At 72.1% G+C, this 15388-nt stretch carries 11 protein-coding genes; 5 read left to right on the top strand and 6 right to left on the bottom strand.

Going from position 1 to position 15388, the window contains the following annotated elements:
• Positions 1-42: 42 nt before the first annotated feature.
• The 5 genes from ACFVYF_RS22785 to ACFVYF_RS22805 form a co-directional block, all read right to left on the bottom strand.
• Complete coding sequence (locus ACFVYF_RS22785; protein WP_389457934.1) at positions 43-663, bottom strand: ATP/GTP-binding protein; 621 nt, start codon at positions 661-663, stop codon at positions 43-45.
• A complete protein-coding gene (locus ACFVYF_RS22790; protein WP_389457936.1) occupies positions 644-1057 on the bottom strand; it encodes a DUF742 domain-containing protein in 414 nt (137 codons plus the stop codon). Before ACFVYF_RS22790 ends, ACFVYF_RS22785 begins: the two co-directional genes overlap by 20 nt.
• Positions 1054-1461, bottom strand: coding sequence for a roadblock/LC7 domain-containing protein (locus tag ACFVYF_RS22795; RefSeq protein ID WP_389457938.1), 408 nt, complete (start codon positions 1459-1461; stop codon positions 1054-1056). Before ACFVYF_RS22795 ends, ACFVYF_RS22790 begins: the two co-directional genes overlap by 4 nt.
• The gene (locus tag ACFVYF_RS22800; protein ID WP_389457939.1) at positions 1458-3044 is read right to left on the bottom strand and encodes an ATP-binding protein; all 1587 of its coding nucleotides are present in this window, start codon (positions 3042-3044) and stop codon (positions 1458-1460) included. The genes ACFVYF_RS22795 and ACFVYF_RS22800 overlap by 4 nt, the downstream gene beginning before the upstream one ends.
• Before the next feature lie 362 nt (positions 3045-3406).
• A complete protein-coding gene (locus tag ACFVYF_RS22805) occupies positions 3407-4030 on the bottom strand; it encodes a TetR/AcrR family transcriptional regulator (RefSeq protein ID WP_389457941.1) in 624 nt (207 codons plus the stop codon).
• A 166-nt stretch (positions 4031-4196) separates the two neighbouring features.
• On the opposite strand from ACFVYF_RS22805, the gene ACFVYF_RS22810 reads away from it, so the two are divergent.
• From ACFVYF_RS22810 to ACFVYF_RS22830, 5 genes are all read left to right on the top strand, one after another.
• Positions 4197-5021: an urea amidolyase associated protein UAAP1 gene (locus ACFVYF_RS22810; RefSeq protein ID WP_389457943.1), complete on the top strand. Its 825-nt coding sequence runs from the start codon at positions 4197-4199 to the stop codon at positions 5019-5021.
• A complete protein-coding gene (locus ACFVYF_RS22815; protein ID WP_389457944.1) occupies positions 5018-5710 on the top strand; it encodes an urea amidolyase associated protein UAAP2 in 693 nt (230 codons plus the stop codon). Before ACFVYF_RS22810 ends, ACFVYF_RS22815 begins: the two co-directional genes overlap by 4 nt.
• A complete protein-coding gene (locus ACFVYF_RS22820; RefSeq protein WP_389457946.1) occupies positions 5707-9219 on the top strand; it encodes a 5-oxoprolinase/urea amidolyase family protein in 3513 nt (1170 codons plus the stop codon). Before ACFVYF_RS22815 ends, ACFVYF_RS22820 begins: the two co-directional genes overlap by 4 nt.
• Positions 9220-9473: 254 nt before the next feature.
• Complete coding sequence (gene atzF / locus ACFVYF_RS22825; protein WP_389457948.1) at positions 9474-11123, top strand: allophanate hydrolase; 1650 nt, start codon at positions 9474-9476, stop codon at positions 11121-11123.
• Between the two features lie 164 nt (positions 11124-11287).
• The gene (locus tag ACFVYF_RS22830) at positions 11288-12388 is read left to right on the top strand and encodes an LLM class flavin-dependent oxidoreductase (protein WP_389458049.1); all 1101 of its coding nucleotides are present in this window, start codon (positions 11288-11290) and stop codon (positions 12386-12388) included.
• A gap of 97 nt (positions 12389-12485) precedes the next feature.
• On the opposite strand, the gene ACFVYF_RS22835 is transcribed toward ACFVYF_RS22830, so the two are convergent.
• Entirely contained in the window at positions 12486-15344 is a 2859-nt protein-coding gene (locus ACFVYF_RS22835) for a DEAD/DEAH box helicase (protein ID WP_389457950.1), read from the bottom strand.
• Between the last annotated feature and the right edge of the window lie 44 nt (positions 15345-15388).

The following is a 15388-nucleotide window of genomic DNA, read 5'->3' on the forward strand; positions in this document are numbered from 1 at the left end:
CCGGCTGTGCTGACGGTTCGTACAGGGCGCGCATCCGCACGGCTATGCGGGCCGCCGCGCCATCGCCAGCGAGTGCAGGAAGCGCATCAGCGTCATCAGGACGTCACGGCTGGAGGCACGGCGCCGCGCGTCGCATTTGACGATCGGGATCTCCTCGGCCAGGTCGAGCGCGGCCCGCAGGTCCTCGATCGGGTAGCGGGGCGCGTCCGGGAAGTCGTTTATGGCGACGACGAACGGCACTCCGCGCTCCTCGAGCCGGCCGATGACGTCGAAACTGACTTCCAGCCGGCGGGTGTCGATCAGGACCACCGCGCCGAGCGCGCCTTCGAACAGGCCGTTCCACAGAAACCAGAAGCGTTCCTGGCCCGGGGTGCCGAACAGGTACAGCACCAGCTGTTCCGTGATGCTGATGCGGCCGAAGTCCATGGCGACGGTGGTGGCCGTCTTGGTCTCCGAGCCGTAGTTGTCGTCGACTCCGATGCCGGCCTGCGTCATGGTCTCCTCGGTCGTCAGCGGCCTGATCTCGCTGACGGAGCCCACCATGGTCGTCTTGCCGACTCCGAAGCCGCCCACGATCACGACCTTCACGGCGGCCTCGGCCGTGTGCGGCAGATGGTCCTCGGTGCGAGGACCCGTGAGGGTGTCAGAGCTTTTGAAGTCCATGCATCACCGCTTCGAGGAGGGAACGGTCGGGCAGCGCCGAGCGGACGACCGGGGCGCGTGCCTGTACCAGCTCTGCCGCCAGCAGCTCGGTGAGCAGGACGGTCACCACGCTGACCGGCAGACTGAGATAGGCCGAGATCTCGGCCACGGACAGAGGGGTCTTGCAGAGCCGGAGCAGGGCGGACTGCTCCGGCTGGGCGGTGGGCGGCACGTCGGCGTGCGCCACGATCAGCGTGACCAGGTCGAGGGGGGCGCGCTCGCCGCCCTCGCCCCCGCCCGTGAGGACGTACAGCCGCTCCGGATTCCTGGGGTCCTTGCCGTCCCCGGAGCTCTCCTGGGGAGGCTCCGGGGGTTCTTCCTTGGGGTAGCGCCGTCGGCGTTGCGGAGGAGTCATACGGTCTGCCCGTTGCGCCGCGGCGGGCTGGTCAGATGGGCGCCGATCCGTACGACGAGGTCACGCATGCGGTTGCTCATCAGACCGGCGTCGGCCGTCTGGTCGGCGAGTACCGCGAGATAGGCGTTGGCGCCGGCCGACATCAGATAGAAGTAGCCGCCGTCGATCTCGATGATCACCATGCGCATCCGGCCGTCGCTGTCGGGGAGCTCCCCGGCGACCGCGCCGGCCAGGCTCTGCAGACCCGCGCAGGCGGCGGCGAGGCGGTCGGCGGCGTCGGGGTCGCCGCCGTAGCGCGCGATGCGCAGTCCGTCGGCCGAGAGCACCACGATCTGCTGGGTGCCCGGGACACCGTCGGCGAGCTCCTTGAGCATCCAGTCGAAGTTGGCTCGCTGCTGGATCACTTGAGGTCCCCCTCGTCGTCGGCCTCGACACGGGCCGGCTGATTGGTCGTTCCTGCGGCGGCCGGGTCCGGGTCGCCCTTCAGTCCGTTCATGAACGCCTCGACCCACAGACCCGGTTCGGGCTCCGCCGGCTCCGGATCCGGCTCGGGCCCCCAGGGCGCGGCGGCCCGGGCCGCCTCCGCCGCGGCCTCTGCGGCGTGGGCCTCGGCGATGCGCTGGCTGAAGGAGACCTTGACCCGGCTGCGGCGCTGTGGCAGGCCGTTCGCGGTCCACTCGGTGACCTCGGGGACGTCGTCCTCCAGGGAGCCGTTGAGCGGGGCGGGGAGCCGGGGGCCGGTGGTGGGGCGGCGCTTCTTGGGCTTGCGCGCGGGACCCTCGACGCCGCCGGTGTCCATGCGCGGCACGGCGTTGACGCCGATGCCGTGGGCGAGCCCGGGGGCCTCGTCGGTGGTGAGCATGGCGTGCGGTACGACGAGGACGGCCCGGACGCCGCCGTACGCGGACTGGCGCAGGGAGACCTGCATGTCGAACATCTGCGAGAGCCGGCCCACGACGGCCATGCCGAGCCGGGGGGTCTCACCGAGGTCGTTCAGGTCGATGCCCGCCTGGGCCTGCCGCAGCAGGTTCTCGGCGCGATTGCGGGCCTCCTCGCTGAGGCTGACGCCGCCGTCCTCGATCTCGATGGCGATGCCGGTCTGCACCTCGACGGCGGTGACGTGCACCTTGGTCTGCGGGGGCGAGTACCGCGTGGCGTTGTCGAGCAGCTCGGCGCAGGCGTGGATCAGCGGTTCGACGGAGACGCCGTTGACGGCGACCTCGACGATCGAGTGGAGCTCGATGCGGCGGTACTCCAGGATCCGGGACATCGCGCCGCGCAACACGCTGAACAGCGGTACGGGCTGCGGCCACTGGCGTCCGGGTCGGCCACCGCCGAGCACCGCGATGGAGTCGGCGAGGCGGCCGATCAGCGCGGTGCCGTGGTCGATGCGCAGCAGGTCGTCGAAGACCTCGGGGTTGCGCCCGTGGTCCTCCTCCATCTCGCGCAGTTCGTTGGCCTGTTGGTGGACGATCGCCTGGACGCGCCGGGCGATGTTGACGAAGGCGCGCTGGGCGGAGTCGCGCAGCTGGGTCTCGTGGTCGACGATTCCGAGCACCGTGCGCACCAAGTCACGCTGCGGCTCGGGGAGTTGGCCGTTGACCGGGTCGCCGTCGATGAAGGTGCGCATCACCTCACCGGGGGAATCCCCGCCGCGCAGCCGGTAGAGCGCGGCCGGCAGGAGTTCGGCGTTGAGGTGGGCGATGTCCTGGTCGTGGGCGGCGATGCGCTGCTCCAGGTACGCGGATCGCCGCGCGAGGTCGGCGCGCAGGGCGCGGACGGCGCGGCCGCGGCGCACCGCTTCGGCCGCGGTCAGGATCACCATGAGCGTGGCCACGGCACCGCACCAGCCGACGGCGACCCGGGCGGGCTCCGTCACCAGGGCGACAGCGGCCCCTGACACCGCGGCCATCGCTATGGCCGGCAGCAACAGCACGCGCGCGTAGGGAAGTTCACGGCCACCGGGAGGCGATTGAACACTCACCATGTATGCCCTCTGAGAAAAATCGGCTGGGGGGTGGGGGAAGAAATCGGGGGGAACGGCAGCGAACTGCCGCGGAGCTGAACTCTCGTGCTGGGGAATGGTCGTGCAGCTTTCTGGACCTTCGGAACCTTTGGGAACAAGCGCACGATTACATCTCAACTCGGTGCGCTGCGGGCGAGCTTAGTCCGACCGGATCATCGCTGTGTCATATTCAGCAAGCACCTGAAATCGCCCGGACGACTGGAGTACTCTCAGCCCCATTTACACGCTCAGGCTTCATTCGCACACGGTGTGTGACGGCGTACGGGCATGCGAAAAGGCCCTCTCGCGAGGGTCGCCGGGAGTTCTCCGCGGGAGTGCGGCGTTCAGATGCCGGCGATGCGCAGCGCCGCGTCCGCCGTGGCCTCGGCGAAGGCCGACACGGGCCGCTCCGGGTCGGAGCGATGGACGAGGATGACACCTTCGATCAGGCCGAAGACCAGATCCGTGCGCAGTTCGAGCTCACTCTTGGCGAGCGCGCCACCCGCCTCGGTCGCCGCGAGCAACTGCCGGTAGGTGTCCTTGAGTTCGGCCCGTACGGCGTGGAAGCCGGCGAAGCGCTCGGCGCGCACCTCGGGCAGCAGATACAGCCCGCCCAGGTTGTGCGAGCCGCCGCACAGCAGTTCCACGTCCGTGCGGCACAGCTCCCACAGCCGGTCGGCGGCAGGGGTCGCGTCGTCCGCGAGGAGCTGCCGGGCGAGGGCCAGCGAGGGCGTGACGGTGGACTCCAGGAGCTCGGCGAGCAGCTCCTCCTTGCCGGAGACGTAGTGGTACATGGAGGCCTGCCGCATGCCCGCGCGCTCGGCGACGGCACGCGTGGTCGTGGCGGCATAACCGCGCGTGGTGAACAACTCGGCGGCCGCCACGAGGAGTTCGTCGCGCGGCGACAGACCGCTGTCCGGCCGCTGCGCGGCGCGCGGCCTGCCGACCCGCCGTCCACTGGTCCCCATGTGTTCGATCCTCGCACACCGCGTCGCGAGGTGATCACGGTGAGGGATCGGTAACCGCGCGGCAACCCGCGGGCAACGGCACCGACCCGCCGGACTCCTAATTTCTGTCGAGCGACAGAAATGACGGAACGGGGCCGGCCGGGCCCTGCCGAGCCGGAGGTCCGCGATGGCGACCACGACCACGTACGGAGCCCGCGCCCACGCCCGGGCACAGGAGGGCTCCCGCGCCGAGGCCATGCCCGTCGTACCCGCAGGCACCTGGCCGGACCCGCCCTGCGAGGCGGGCCACCTGGTGTGGGCGGAGACGGTGGCGGGCGGCAACTACACGCACCGGGTGCTGGCCCGCGGCACCGAGCTGCGGCTGACCGACCTGAGCGGTGACGCCTGCGCACACCTCCTGCTCCACGCCGCCGACCGTCCGTGGGAACGGCTGAACGTGGCCGACACGGTCAAGGTCCAGTGGAACGCCTATCTGGGCGAGGGACAGCTCCTGCTGTCCGACCAGGGCCGGGTGCTGGCCTCTGTGGTCGCCGACACCTCCGGGCGGCACGACGCACTGTGCGGGACCTCCACGCTCGTACGGAACACGGAGCGCTACGGGGACGGCACCCCCCAGTCCGCCTCCCCCGCCGGGCGCGAGCTGTTCAAACTGGCCGCCGCGAAGAACGGTCTGGCGCCGCGCGACCTGCCGCCCTCGCTCTCGTTCTTCCAGGGCGTGGCGGTACGCGACGACGGCACCCTCGACTTCACCGGCTCGGCCGGTCCCGGCGGCAGCGTGACCCTCCGCGCCGAGCAGGACGTCACCGTCCTGCTCGCGAACGTGCCGCACCCCGCCGATCCGCGCCCCGCCTACACCAGCACCGCGCTGGAGGTGCTCGCCTGGCGCGCGGCAGCGACCCGTCCGGGCGACCCCCTGTGGGAGGCGACGCCCGAAGGCCGCCGCGCCTTCCTCAACACCACCGAATTCCTTGCCGCCAGGGGGATCGCATGAACGCCGTGCCGCAGCCGTCCGAGGAGCCGCGCCCGACCCGCGCCCTGGTCCCGGCCCGGGCCGCCTGGTCGGCCGTCCTGCGCACCGGCGAGACCCTCACGATCACCGATCTGCACGGCAACCAGGCCGTCGACTTCCTCGTGTACGACGCCCGGGACACCGCCGTCCGCTACAGCGCGCCCGACACGATCCACGCCCAGGGCGGCATCTTCCTCACCACGGGCAGTGTGCTCCTGTCGAACGAGCACACCCCGCTGATGACCGTCGTCGGGGACCAGGTCGGCCGGCACGACACGGTCGGCGGCGCCTGCTCCAAGGAGTCGAACACGCTCCGGTACGGCCACCACACCTGGTCCCAGCACGCCTGCGTGGACAACTTCCTCGCCGAGGGCGCCCGGTACGGCCTGGGCAAGCGCGATCTCGTCTCCAACATCAACTGGTACATGAACGTGCCGGTCGAGAAGGACGGCACCCTCGGCATCGTCGACGGCATCTCGGCGCCGGGACTCACTCTCACGCTGCGCGCCGAGCGCGAGGTGCTCGTGCTCGTCTCCAACTGCCCGCAGATCAACAACCCTTGCAACGGGTTCGAGCCCACGGCGGTCGAGATGACGATCGGCGCGGCGGGCACCCCAGGTTCCGTGGACTCGACAGACACGGCAGCCACCGCCGCGGAGGCCGTCGCATGAGCTTCGACACGCTCCTGATCGCGAACCGGGGCGAGATCGCGGTCCGGATCATCCGGACGGCACGCGAACTCGGCCTGCGGACGGTCGCGGTGTACTCCGACGCCGACCGCTCCGCGCCCCACGTCCGGCTCGCCGACGAGGCCGTCCGGCTGGGCCCGGCGCCCGCCAAGGAGTCCTACCTCGACGCCGACCTCGTCCTCAAGGCGGCCAAGGACACCGGCGCCGGCGCGATCCACCCCGGCTACGGATTCCTCTCCGAGGACGCGGCCTTCGCGCGGCGCTGCGAGGACGCCGGGATCGTGTTCGTCGGACCGACGCCCGGGCAGCTGGAGCTGTTCGGCGCGAAGCACACCGCGCGGGCCGCGGCCGAGGCCGCCCGGGTGCCGCTCCTGCCCGGCACGGGACTGCTCGCCGACCTCGGCGAGGCACTCGCCGCCGCCTCCCGCATCGGCTATCCCGTGATGCTCAAGGCCACCGGCGGAGGCGGCGGTATCGGCATGTCGGCATGCCGTTCCGCCGGTGAACTGGCCGAGGCCTGGGAGCGGGTGCAGCGCGTCGCCGCGGCCTCCTTCTCCTCCGCCGGGGTCTTCCTGGAGCGTCTGGTCGAGCGGGCCCGCCATGTCGAGGTGCAGGTCTTCGGCGACGGACAGGGCCGGGTCGTCACCCTCGGCGACCGCGACTGCTCCCTCCAGCGGCGCAACCAGAAGGTCCTGGAGGAGGCGCCCGCGCCCGGCCTGCCGCCCGCCCTGCGCGCCCGGTTGGCCTCCTCCGCCCGCGACTTGTGCGCCGGCGTCGGCTACCGCTCGGCCGGCACCGTCGAGTTCGTGTACGACGCCGCCCGCGAGGAGGCCTACTTCCTGGAGGTCAACACCCGCCTCCAGGTGGAACATCCGGTCACCGAGGAGATCTACGGCGTCGACCTGGTCGCCTGGATGCTGCGGCTGGCACGCGGCGAAGCGGATGTCGTACGGGACCCGGGGGCGCCCCGCGGCCACGCCGTCGAGGCCCGGGTGTACGCCGAGGACCCCTCGCGCGGACACCGGCCGAGCGCGGGCCTGCTGACGCGGGTCGAGTTCCCCGGCGGCGTCCGGGTGGACGGCTGGGTCGAGACGGGCACCGAGGTGACCACGTCGTACGACCCCATGCTCGCGAAGGTCGTCGCGTACGGCTCCGACCGGGCACACGCGCTGGCCCGGCTGGACGAGGCCCTGTCCCGGACCCGGGTCGACGGCATCGAGACGAACCTGGGCCTGGTCCGGGCAGCCCTCGCCACGGACTCCTTCCGCGGGGCCACCCACTCCACGGCGACGCTCGCGGGGATCACGGACCCGACTCCACGCGTCGAGGTCGTCTCGGGCGGCACCCTGACCACCGTCCAGGACTGGCCGGGCCGCACCGGCTACTGGCAGGTGGGCGTGCCCCCGTGCGGACCGATGGACGACCTGTCCTTCCGGCTGGGCAACCGTGCCCTCGGCAACCCCGAGGGCACGCCCGGCCTGGAGTGCACCCTGCAAGGGCCGGGGCTCCGCTTCAGCCACGCCACGACCGTGTGCGTCACGGGCGCGCCGGCACCCGTCACCGTGGACGGCACGGCGATCGCCCAGTGGGAACCGGTGACGGTGCCCGCGGGCGCCCTCCTGGAGGTGGGCGCCCCCGCCGGACACGGACTGCGTACGTACGTGCTGTTCGCGGGCGGCCTGGACGTGCCGCCGTTCCTGGGCAGCGCGTCCACCTTCACGCTGGGGCGGTTCGGCGGTCACGGGGGCCGGGCCCTGCGCACCGGGGACGTGCTGCACGGCGGGTCGGTCACGGCCACCGGAGCGCCGGTGCCTCTGGCGGACCGCCCCGACATCAGCTCGCGCTGGCACGTCGGCGCCCTCGAAGGCCCGCACGCCGCACCCGAGTTCTTCACCGAGCAGGACATCCGCGACTTCTACGCCGCCGACTGGAAGGTCCACTTCAACTCGGCGCGCACCGGCGTACGGCTGGTCGGCCCCAAGCCCCGCTGGGCCCGCACCGACGGCGGAGAGGCGGGCCTGCACCCGTCCAACATCCACGACACGCCCTACTCGGTCGGCGCCGTCGACTACACCGGTGACATGCCGGTCCTGCTCGGCCCCGACGGCCCCTCCCTCGGCGGGTTCGTCTGCCCGGCGACGGTGATCTCCACGGAGCGCTGGAAACTCGGCCAGCTGCGCCCCGGCGACACCGTGCGCTTCACCCCGATCGGCGCGGACGGCTCGGCGCGGCCCGCGATCGTGGACGGCGGTGTCCTCGCCCGCGACGGCGACGTCACCTTCCGCCGCAGCGGTGACGACAACCTGCTCGTCGAATTCGGCCCCATGCAGCTGGACCTGGCGCTGCGCATGCGGGTGCACGCCCTGATGGAGGCGGTGAGCGAGGCCGGCCTGCACGGCGTCGGCGACCTCACCCCGGGCATCCGCTCGCTCCAGATCCGGACGGACCCGCTGCTGCTTCCCCAGCGCGAACTCCTCACCGCCGTACGGCGGATCGTGCGGACGCTCCCACCGAGCGACCAGCTGGTGGTGCCCTCCCGCACGGTGCACCTCCCGCTGTCCTGGGACGACCCGGCCACCCGCGAGGCGATCGCCCGCTACATGGCGGGGGTGCGCGACGACGCGCCCTGGTGCCCGTGGAACATCGAGTTCATCCGCCGCGTGAACGGTCTCGATTCCGTCGAGGACGTGTACCGCACGGTCTTCGACGCCGAGTACCTCGTACTGGGCCTGGGCGACGTCTACTTGGGCGCGCCGGTGGCCACCCCGCTGGATCCGCGCCACCGCCTGGTCACCACCAAGTACAACCCGGCGCGCACCTGGACCGCCGAGAACTCGGTCGGCATCGGCGGCGCCTACCTCTGCGTCTACGGCATGGAGGGCCCGGGCGGCTACCAGTTCGTGGGCCGTACGACCCAGGTGTGGTCGGGCTGGCAGCAGCGGGGCGCCTTCGAGCCGGGCTCCCCCTGGCTGCTGCGCTTCTTCGACCGCATCAAGTGGTACCCGGTGGAGCCGGAGGAACTGCTGCGACTGCGGGCCGAGATCACGTCGGGCCGTTTCGTGCCGCGCATCGACGCCGGTGAGTTCTCCCTGACCGAGCACCAGGCCTTCCTGACCCGCAACGCCGACTCCATCGCGGAGTTCCGGGCCCGGCAGGGCGCGGCCTTCTCGGCGGAACGGGACGCCTGGGAGACGGCGGGCGAGTTCACCCGGGCCGAGGCGGCGACCGCCCCGGCGGCTGCGCCGGCCGAGGTGACCGTCCCGCCGGGCGGCCGGCTGATCGAGGCCGAATTCGCCGCTTCCGTATGGCAGTTGAACGTACGGCCGGGTGACCGGGTGACCACCGGCCAGCCCCTCCTCGCCCTGGAGGCCATGAAGATGGAGTCCCGGGTGCCCGCCCCGATGGACGGCCTGGTCACCGAGATACTCGCCAGGCCGGGCGACCAGGTGGAGGCGGGCACGGCGCTGATGGTCCTGGCTCCGGCACCATGAGAGCCGGTCCGTCCGGTCCGCCCGCTGCAGGGCGCCGGCCGGGTCCGGCCGCGGGCCGAGCCCTCCCGGCCGGGGGCCGCGCCTACGACGTACGAGACTGCGGTGCGCGCCGGTCCCCGACAGCGGGCCGACACCCGAAAACAGACCCCGGCCCGAAGCGGACCCACGCCCGTCCGCGCCCCGGCCGGCGGGGCACCTGCCCCACGCAGCGCCCCGCACCCGCCGAACCGCCCCCGCACCAAGGAGCACCTCCGATGTCCACTCTGACCCGGGTACGCAGGGCCTACGCCCGCATCGGGACCGTCGACCGCCCCGAGATCTGGATCGACCTCCGCCCCCAGGCGGAGGCCGAGGCGGAGGCCCGGACGATCGACGCCCGGACGGCCGCGGGCGAGCACCTTCCCCTCGCCGGGAAGCTGTTCGCCGCGAAGGGCAACATCGACGTGGCCGGCCTGCCGACCACCGCGGGCTGCCCGTCGTACGCCGTCACGCCGGAGGCGGACGCCCCCGTGGTGGCCCGGCTCCGCGCGGCCGGCGCGCTCGTGCTCGGCACCACGAACCTGGACCAGTTCGCCACCGGCCTGGTCGGTACCCGCTCGCCCTACGGCGCGGTCCGCAACGCCCTCGACCCGGCCAGAATCAGCGGCGGTTCCAGCTCGGGCTCGGCCGTCGCGGTGGCCCTCGGCATCGTCGACCTCGCGCTCGGCACGGACACCGCCGGCTCCGGCCGGGTCCCCGCCGCGTTCAACGGCATCGTCGGCCTGAAGCCCACCCGCGGTCTCGTCCCGACAACCGGCGTCGTCCCGGCCTGCGCCTCCCTGGACTGTGTGACCGTCTTCGCGCGGACCCTCCCGGAGGCCGAGCAGGCACTCGCGCACCTGACGTCCCCGCCCGGGCGCGACCTCCCGGCCCTGCCCCAGCGAACCCCCGGCCCGTGGCGCGTAGCCGTCCCGCCGCCGGAACACCTCGGCGAACTGGACGAGGGGTGGGCAGGGGCCTACGCGGCTGCGGCCGAGCAACTGGCCTCCGCGGGCGCGGAGTTGCACACGATCGACCTCACGCCGTTCACCGAGGCGGCCGCGATGCTCTACGAAGGGGCATTCGTCGCCGAGCGCTACACCGCGGTGGGGAGTTTCATCGACAAGTCGATGGCCGAAGGCGGTGCGGATCTCGACCCCACCGTCGCCGGCATCATCACCCGCGCCCGGGACATCCCGGCGCACCGGCTCTACGCAGACCAGGACCGGCTGGCCGGCCTGCGCGCCCGGGCGCTGGCCGAACTCTGGGACGCGGACGCGCTGTTGCTGCCCACCGCGCCCGGCCACCCCACCCTCGCCGAGGTGGCCGCCGACCCGCTGGGCAGCAACGCCCGCCTCGGCCGCTTCACCAACTCCACGAACCTCTTCGACCTGGCGGCCGTCGCCGTCCCCGCGGGCGAGGTGGCCGGGCTGCCCTTCGGGGTGATGCTGATCGGCCCCGCCTTCACCGACGAGCGGCTCGCCCGGATCGCCCGGCTGCTCGAACCGCGGCTGCGGGTCGCGGTGGTCGGCGCGCACCTCTCCGGCCAGCCCCTCAACCCCCAGCTGCTCTCCCTGGGTGCCGAGTGGGAACGCACGACCACGACGGCCCCCCGCTACCGTCTGCACGCTCTGCCGACCAGCCCGCCCAAGCCGGGACTGGTGCACGTGGGCGAGGGAGGCGCCGCCATCGAGGCCGAGGTCTGGACCCTGCCCGCCGAGGGGCTGGGCCGGCTGCTGGCCGCGCTCCCCCGTCCGATGGCGCTCGGGCAGGTCGAACTGGCCGACGCCACGGTCGTACCCGGCTTCCTGTGCGAGCCCGCGGCGCTCGCGGATGCGGCCGACATCACGGCGTACGGGGGCTGGCGGGCGTATCTGAATCGTTGACGCGTGCCACGCGCGCCTGTTCAACTGGGCTCATGCGACCTCGGCTGCTGCTGGTCACCCGCGACCACATCGACTTCTGTCGAGTGTGCTCCGCGGCGTGTTGCCGCTGACTTCCCGCCCCAGCAGCAGTTCGTTCCCACGCCATGAAACGAGGCCGCTTCACCATGCCCGTCGAGTTCCTCGGCATTGCCGCAACCAATGAAGGCTCCGAAGTCACCGCACGCTCCGGTGTCTCCTTCGACAAGCAGTACACACTCCGGCTCGCCCGCGCCCACGAGGACCACGGCTGGGACCGGGTGCTGTTCGCCTACGGCTCGGGTTCGCCCGACCCGTCCCCGGCCGCCGCCTACATCGCGGCCCGCACGGAGAAGCTGCAGATCCTGGTCGCCCACCGGCCGAACGTCTCGTATCCGACCTTCGCGGCGAAGACCTTCGCGACGCTGGACGGGATCAGCGACGGCCGGCTCGCCGTGCACTTCATCACCGGCGGCAACGACCACGAGCAGCAGCGCGAGGGCGACTTCCTGACCAAGGACGAGCGGTACGCCCGTACCCGCGAGGCCATCCAGATCATCAAGAAGGCCTGGACGTCGCACGAGCCCTTCGACCACGAGGGCACGTACTACCGCTTCAACGACTTCGTGAGCGACACCTTCCCCGTCCAGCAGCCGCACCCGCAGGTCTCGTTCGGCGGTTCGTCCCCGGCGGCGTACGAGGCCGGTGGCGCCGAGGCCGACATCTACTGCCTGTGGGGCGAGCCGCTGGCCCAGACGGCCGAGCAGATCGAGTCGGTGCGCGCCGCGGCGAAGGCGGCGGGCCGCACGACCTTCCCGAAGATCCAGGTCGCCTTCCGGCCGATCATCGCCCCGACCGAGGAACTGGCCTGGGAGAAGGCCCACGACACCCTGGCCCGGATCAAGGCCCGCAGGACCGGCGCGCCGCTCAGCCGCCGCCACCCCCTGAAGAACCCGGAGAACGCCGGTTCGCAGCGGCTGCTCGCGGTCGCCTCCCAGGGCGAACGGCACGACCGCGCCCTGTGGACGCCGACCGCGGCCGAGACGGGCGGCGCCGGCAACTCCACGGCCCTGGTCGGCACCCCGGAGACGGTGGCACATGCCCTGCTCGACTACTACGACCTCGGCGTCGACATCCTCTCGGCCCGCGGCTACGACCTCCTGGACGACGCCATCGACTTCGGCCGGCACGTGATCCCGATCGTCCGCGAGGAAGTGGCGAAGCGGGACGCGGCGCGAGCGGCGGCGTAGCTCAGGGGCTGCCCCGGGGCCTCGGCCCCGGGCGTCCTGCCAACGAGTGCGCCGCCCCCGGACCCGGGAGGCGGCGCACCGCGGAACACCGGTCGGCTCAGCCCACCGACGAGTAGGCCACGACCCCGCGCAGCAGGCCGTCGACCGCCTTGCGCGCGTTCTTCGCGACCGTCGACGTCGTGCCGGAGACGGGGGCGGCGGCCGAGATCTGGCCCAGCACGTCGATGACCTGCTTGCACCAGCGCACAAAGTCACCGGCCGGCATCTCCGCCTCACGCAGCACCTCGTCGAGGCCCTTGCCGGACGCCCACTCGTACGCCGCCCAGGCGAAGCCGAGGTCGGGCTCGCGCTGGCCGACGCCCTCGGTCTGGTTGATCCGGAAGTCCTCCTCCAGGGCGTCGAGACGGCCCCAGATGCGGACCATCTCCCCGAGCGCGGCCTTGGCCTTGCCGGACGGCACCTTGGGCGCCAGGGCGTCGTCGCCCACCCGCGACTCGTACACCAACGCCGAGACGCAGGCGGCCAGTTCGGCCGGGCTGAGCCCTTCCCAGACACCGGCGCGCAGGCATTCGCTGGCCAGCAGGTCGAGCTCGCCGTAGAGCCGGGCGAGGCGCTTGCCGTGTTCGGTGACCTCGTTACCGCGGAGGTAGTCCAGCTCGGTCAGCAGCGCGACGATGCGGTCGAAGGTGCGGGCGATGGTGTTCGTCCGGCCCTCGATACGGCGCTCCAGCTGCGTGGTGTCACGCATCAGCCGGTGATAGCGCTCGGCCCAACGGGCGTGGTCCTCGCGGTCCGTGCACCCGTGGCAGGGGTGGGCGCGGATCTCGGTGCGCAGCCGGGCGATCTCACGGTCGTCGGCCGCTTCGGAGCGGCGCTTGCGGTGCCGGTCGGCGACGATGTGCCCGGCCTTGGTGCGCAGGGCGGAGGCGAGATCGCGACGGGACTGCGGCGAGCGCGCGTTGAAGGACTTCGGGATCCGCATCCGCTCCAGCGCCTCGACAGGCACCGGGAAGTCCATCGACGCCAGCCGCTTGACCTGGCGCTCGGCGGTGAGCACCAGCGGGCGCGGCCCGTCGACGTGCTCGAAGCCGCGGTGGCCGTTCGACCGTCCGGCGGGCAGGCCGGGGTCCAGCACCAGTGCGAGCCCGGCGTACTTGCCCGTGGGGACGTGGATGACATCGCCGGGCTTGAGCTTCTCCAGGGCGACGGCCGCCTCCGCGCGACGCTGTGCCGCGCCCTGCTTGGCGAGCTCGGTCTCGCGGTCCTTCAGCTCGCGGCGCAGCCGCATGTACTCCTCGAAGTCGCCCAAGTGGCAGGTCATGGAGGACTTGTAGCCCTCCAGGCCCTCTTCGTTGCGCTGCACCTGCCGGGAGATCCCGACGACCGACTTGTCGGCCTGGAACTGCGCGAACGACGTCTCCAGCAGCTCGCGCGAGCGGTGCCGCCCGAACTGGTCCACCAAATTCACCGCCATGTTGTACGACGGCTTGAAGCTGGAGCGCAGCGGATAGGTGCGGGTGCCGGCGAGTCCCGCCAGGTGCTCGGGACTGATGCCGCGCTGCCACAGCACGACCGCGTGGCCCTCGATATCGATGCCACGGCGGCCCGCGCGCCCGGTGAGCTGGGTGTACTCGCCGGGGGTGATGTCGGCGTGCTGCTCGCCGTTCCACTTGACGAGCTTCTCCAGCACCACCGAGCGGGCGGGCATGTTGATGCCGAGCGCGAGGGTCTCCGTCGCGAAGACGGCCTTCACCAGACCGCGGACGAACAGCTCCTCGACGACCTCCTTGAACGTCGGCAGCATGCCCGCGTGGTGGGCCGCGATCCCGCGCTCCAGGCCCTCGAGGAACTCGTAGTAGCCGAGGACGTGCAGGTCCTCGTTGGGGATGGAGGCGGTGCGCTCCTCGACGAGCTCGCGCACCCTGGCCCGCGCCGCGTCGTCGTTGAGCCGCAGGCCCGCGTGCAGGCACTGCTGGACGGCGGCCTCGCAGGCCGCGCGGCTGAAGATGAACGTGATGGCGGGCAGCAGCCCCTCCGCGTCGAGCCGCTCGATGACCTCGGGGCGGCTCGGCGTCCACACGCGGGAGCGCTGTCTGCGCTCCCGCTCGCGGTCGGCGTCGCGCATGGCGCGGCCGCGTCTGCGGTCCTGGTACGACGGGCGGCTCGCCTCCATGCGCGCCAGGCGCGTGAGGTCGGGGTTGACGGCCTTCTTCTGGCCCTCGCCCTCCTCGAAGAGGTCGTACATCCGGCGCCCGGCGAGCACGTGCTGGAACAGCGGCACGGGCCGGTGCTCGGAGACGATCACCTGGGTGTCGCCGCGCACGGTGTCCAGCCAGTCGCCGAACTCCTCCGCGTTCGACACCGTGGCCGACAGCGACACCAGGGTGACCGACTCGGGGAGGTGGATGATCACTTCCTCCCAGACGGCGCCGCGGAAGCGGTCGGAGAGGTAGTGCACCTCGTCCATGACGACGTAACCGAGTCCGCGCAGGGTCTGGGAGCCCGCGTACAGCATGTTGCGCAGTACCTCGGTGGTCATCACGACCACCGGGGCGTCGGAGTTGACGCTGTTGTCGCCGGTGAGCAGGCCGACCTTGTCCGCGCCGTATCTGCGGGAGAGGTCGGCGTACTTCTGGTTGGAGAGTGCCTTGATGGGCGTGGTGTAGAAGCACTTCTTGCCCTGCTGGAGGGCGAGGTGGACGGCGAACTCGCCGACGATCGTCTTGCCCGAGCCGGTGGGCGCGGCCACGAGCACACCCTTGCCCGCCTCGAGCGCCTGGCAGGCCTCGATCTGGAAGGGGTCGAGGCCGAAGTCGTACATCTCGCGGAAGGACGCGAGCGCGGTGGCCTGCTCGACAGCGCGTTGCCGCGCCGCCGCGTACCGCTCGGCCGGTGAGAGGTCCTCTGTCATCGTGCATTCGAGACTACCGGGAGCCACTGACAACAGGACGATCAATATCGGGATCCCTTCCCGACCCGCACCGCGCGAGGGTCGGCGCC

This window comes from Streptomyces sp. NPDC058274, from assembly GCF_042881375.1.
Classification (GTDB): domain Bacteria; phylum Actinomycetota; class Actinomycetes; order Streptomycetales; family Streptomycetaceae; genus Streptomyces.

Bases quoted from the DNA above. Each gene is read 5' to 3' on its own strand.
- ACFVYF_RS22830 (WP_389458049.1), top strand. From the start codon at position 11,288: ATGCCCGTCGAGTTCCTCGGCATTGCCGCAACCAATGAAGGCTCCGAA.
- ACFVYF_RS22810 (WP_389457943.1), top strand. From the start codon at position 4,197: ATGGCGACCACGACCACGTACGGAGCCCGCGCCCACGCCCGGGCACAG.
- ACFVYF_RS22785 (WP_389457934.1), bottom strand. From the start codon at position 663: ATGGACTTCAAAAGCTCTGACACCCTCACGGGTCCTCGCACCGAGGAC.
- ACFVYF_RS22805 (WP_389457941.1), bottom strand. From the start codon at position 4,030: ATGGGGACCAGTGGACGGCGGGTCGGCAGGCCGCGCGCCGCGCAGCGG.
- ACFVYF_RS22800 (WP_389457939.1), bottom strand. From the start codon at position 3,044: ATGGTGAGTGTTCAATCGCCTCCCGGTGGCCGTGAACTTCCCTACGCG.
- ACFVYF_RS22820 (WP_389457946.1), top strand. From the start codon at position 5,707: ATGAGCTTCGACACGCTCCTGATCGCGAACCGGGGCGAGATCGCGGTC.
- atzF (WP_389457948.1), top strand. From the start codon at position 9,474: ATGTCCACTCTGACCCGGGTACGCAGGGCCTACGCCCGCATCGGGACC.
- ACFVYF_RS22790 (WP_389457936.1), bottom strand. From the start codon at position 1,057: ATGACTCCTCCGCAACGCCGACGGCGCTACCCCAAGGAAGAACCCCCG.
- ACFVYF_RS22815 (WP_389457944.1), top strand. From the start codon at position 5,018: ATGAACGCCGTGCCGCAGCCGTCCGAGGAGCCGCGCCCGACCCGCGCC.